At 33.8% G+C, this 3,290-nt stretch carries 6 protein-coding genes; all 6 read left to right on the plus strand.

The window, feature by feature from the left end; all coding sequences use genetic code 11:
- Nucleotides 1–383 precede the first annotated feature (383 nt).
- Entirely contained in the window at nucleotides 384–1,028 is a 645-nt protein-coding gene (locus tag M1F97_RS09060) for a hypothetical protein (RefSeq protein WP_169447045.1), read from the plus strand.
- A gap of 116 nt (nucleotides 1,029–1,144) precedes the next feature.
- Complete coding sequence (locus M1F97_RS09065; RefSeq protein ID WP_206283182.1) at nucleotides 1,145–1,306, plus strand: hypothetical protein; 162 nt, start codon at nucleotides 1,145–1,147, stop codon at nucleotides 1,304–1,306.
- A gap of 162 nt (nucleotides 1,307–1,468) precedes the next feature.
- Entirely contained in the window at nucleotides 1,469–1,870 is a 402-nt protein-coding gene (locus M1F97_RS09070) for a hypothetical protein (RefSeq protein ID WP_169447046.1), read from the plus strand.
- Between the two features lie 5 nt (nucleotides 1,871–1,875).
- Nucleotides 1,876–2,175: a WXG100 family type VII secretion target gene (locus M1F97_RS09075; RefSeq protein WP_169447047.1), complete on the plus strand. Its 300-nt coding sequence runs from the start codon at nucleotides 1,876–1,878 to the stop codon at nucleotides 2,173–2,175.
- Nucleotides 2,176–2,177: 2 nt separating this feature from the next.
- Entirely contained in the window at nucleotides 2,178–2,876 is a 699-nt protein-coding gene (locus M1F97_RS09080; RefSeq protein WP_169447048.1) for a DUF5081 family protein, read from the plus strand.
- Nucleotides 2,863–3,258: a hypothetical protein gene (locus M1F97_RS09085; RefSeq protein WP_125453231.1), complete on the plus strand. Its 396-nt coding sequence runs from the start codon at nucleotides 2,863–2,865 to the stop codon at nucleotides 3,256–3,258. The genes M1F97_RS09080 and M1F97_RS09085 overlap by 14 nt, the downstream gene beginning before the upstream one ends.
- Nucleotides 3,259–3,290 lie beyond the last annotated feature (32 nt).

Raw genomic sequence — 3,290 nt, forward strand, 5'->3', positions numbered from 1 at the left:
GTTTAGCTTACAGAACTGCTTATGAGGCTCTAGTGGATGAGTTAGAGTAAATGTTGCACTTATTCTTGCAATTTATCATTACGAAAAATAATTACTAATAATTTTAGTTATATATAAGTTATTAAAATTACTTAAATTATATTAGTTAGGGGATAGTATAAAGCTAGTGATACCAAGGATTTTAAGAGTATAAAGTCTGAGAAACGCAAGGCAACAAGAATAGAACAAAATAAAAGTCCTAGAAATGCAAGGTAAACTAAGAGATTCAATAATCTTATAGGCTAGGAAGTCTATCATAGTTTTTCTTTGAGTATAAAATATGATAAAATATAAGGGAGATTCCTGCATAACCTTAGAAAAAACGGAGTTTAAAAAGTTAGTAGATGGCAAAATTAAAAGATGTAAATCAAAAACAGTATAGGGCTGTTATTCAATATGATAGAGACTTTCCAAAATATTTTGATCTTGGAGATCTATCAAAGAATGAAGCAAATGTTGTATATGCTTTATTGGGTGAAATTCGTGATAAATATTCTCCTGATGGAATAACTATCTCTTATTCTGACATTGCATATATGTCGGATAATGTTTTAAAAAATTCTGATGGAGTATATTATGCCAATACAGGGAAACACTTCAATCGTTTTATTGAAGAGATTCAGACTAAATTAAAACTCGTATCATATAAAAAATTTATTAAGATGGATGAAAAAGGGAATAGTGTTTTTGATGATTATCCTTTATTTACAGAAAAATTTAGAGTAGATCATATCAATCAGGAATTGACCGTTCATATTTCAGAAGCTGTTTATCAAAATGAGATTTTGGATGAAGTGGGGAACATTATTCAGAATAAAAAACGAGTTGTTGATTTATTTAATAAAGATGATTGGTCTGAGACAAAGTATTTAAAATTTGGTCGTGAGCTACATAATCAATTGAAAAAATATGGGCAAAATTTATATCGATGGATTGCTGAACACCGATCTATAAACCCTCCAATACCATATACTAAAAAAATAAATTAACAATTCTAAATAGTGCTATTAAAGAATTACAGAGTCTCACTTATGATGATGGACGTCAGATTATTAGAGATTTAGAGTATACTTTAGAAAATTGGGAAAAAGCAGGAGTGAAGAAGATGGAAGATATTGAGAACGCCGAAAGAGAAATTTTTGGCGAATCTCCAAAGACCAATGTTCCATTTTTGTCAAATCCTAATTATAAGAACGAGATAACAGAAGAGCAGCGTCAAGAACTTGAAAGAAAAAAAGCAGAAATGTTAAAAAAATTAGATTCCTAATGAGAGATTTATAGAAGATAATCGCTTTATTTTCTGACATTTGTTAATGGATATGGATAGTAAAAAATTAGATGAGTTAGATGACGTCACTTTTCCTGATTCGATTCAGGATTTTAACCGATCTTCTGAACTGAATGATGATAAAAAAGGAGGATACTCATTATGTCACTTTGGGATGCATGGTTTGGGACACCAACAGAAAAGAAAAGGGAACAATATAAGACTTTATATAATGATCTGAATAGTCAATTGAAAAGTTTTAAGACTAAATTAAAAATGATAGAGGGAAAAGTTGACAGCTATAATAGTTCACGACCTTCTATGAGTTTATCTATTATTCCAGAGGATGTTTTTAGTGATAGCGAAAATAGGGTTAAAACAAAAGTAGAATCAGTTATTTCAAATCAATCAAGTGACGTAAGCAAATTGTCTCGTGCGGTTGATGCAGCTTATGAACGATATCAGTATTATGCTCGATTGGCTGAGCAAGAACGCCGAGAGAGGGAAGCAGAGGCAAGACGTCAAGCTGAAGAACGTAGGAAAAGAAACCGTAGAAGGAGGTAAGTTCCATGGCAGATTTAAAAATAAAGTATAAAGATCTAGAGACAGCTATTCAGCTTTCAAAAGAAATTAATCAAGAATTGACAAATTCTTACCAAACTGTCACTCAATTAAAAAGTTATCTCCAGTCAGCCAAGTGGTCTGGGAAAACAAAGGTGGCTTTTGAGTCCTATCTAGACATCATCCATAAATACCACAAAGATTTGAGATCTATTATGGAAGAACATGAAAAAGCAGTAACAAGTTTGAAAAACTCCATTGATAGCTATAATGGTTCATCGGAAGTTTCATCAATTAAGGGGTTGTAAATATGTCAAATAAAGAAATATTTTCTATTCATGAACTCCATTATCTGATTGGTGCCTTTGATGGTGAACTAATGCCTGGTTTGCCAACACTAGACGATATTGTAACTGCTTCTGAACTAGTGTGGACGATAGCTAAGGAAGCTCTTGAGAAAAAAGGCCTAGTTAATGAGGATGGTTCTTTGACAAAATCAGGTTTTACCATAGTTGAAACTCTACGGGAGTATTGCTTAGGAATAACCTTGGTCATTCTGAATAATTTCTATTTCATGCACTGCCGTGACAGCGACTTCTCTATTCTTATCATTGATACTGGTCAGGGATATCAACTTGCCAAGATTAGTCCTATGAGTCGCTTATTATTGCTTCAAGATAAGCTATCGCTTGTGACAAGGATTTCTCTGGAAGATGAGGTAGATTTTCTAACTGAAAGAAGACAACTCACTTCTGATATCGAAACAGCTTTAGCATCTGATCAAGTTCTGATGGTACAGTATTATCCTTTGGAACAAATGTGCGAGACCAGACACGCAGCATTATTATCAGCTTCTTATCTCTTTGTTGAAGAAGGGGGAGAATTGCTGGGATTTGATGTGAATCAAGAGGAGTTATATCGTTTTAGTCAATACTATTTCCTTGAGAGATTGTATAATTGGCTTTCTATTCCGTTTAGAGAGGAGGATTTTGAAAATGGTTCTAATTGAAGCTACTACAATGGATGGTGGTGGATCTAACGAAATCGTCATGAATCCTGATGAATTACAGGCAATCATGCGTTATATCACCACAGTTGAGGTTTCATTTCAAAACAATTTGGCTCCAAAATTGAAGAGCCTTTCTGAAACAAAATATTATGAGGGTGGAGAAGCTTCCAAGGCAATGGATCACTATTCTAAAATGCTCAACAAAGTGAATGAAGTTGGCGACCTATATCGGCGAGCCAATAGTGAAATTTTAAGTATGATGGGACAGTGGCTCCAACAAGATGCCCAGTTGAGAGATGATTTTCTCAATGGTCTTTCTTCTAATCCTACTCTCGTCCAAAACTTAGAAACTCTGGGAATGATTCCGCGAGGTGACCAATGACCAAAGACGTAGAACTTCATTCATCGACCTGG

The sequence above is a fragment of the Streptococcus oralis genome (genome assembly GCF_023110435.1).
GTDB lineage: Bacteria > Bacillota > Bacilli > Lactobacillales > Streptococcaceae > Streptococcus > Streptococcus oralis_CF.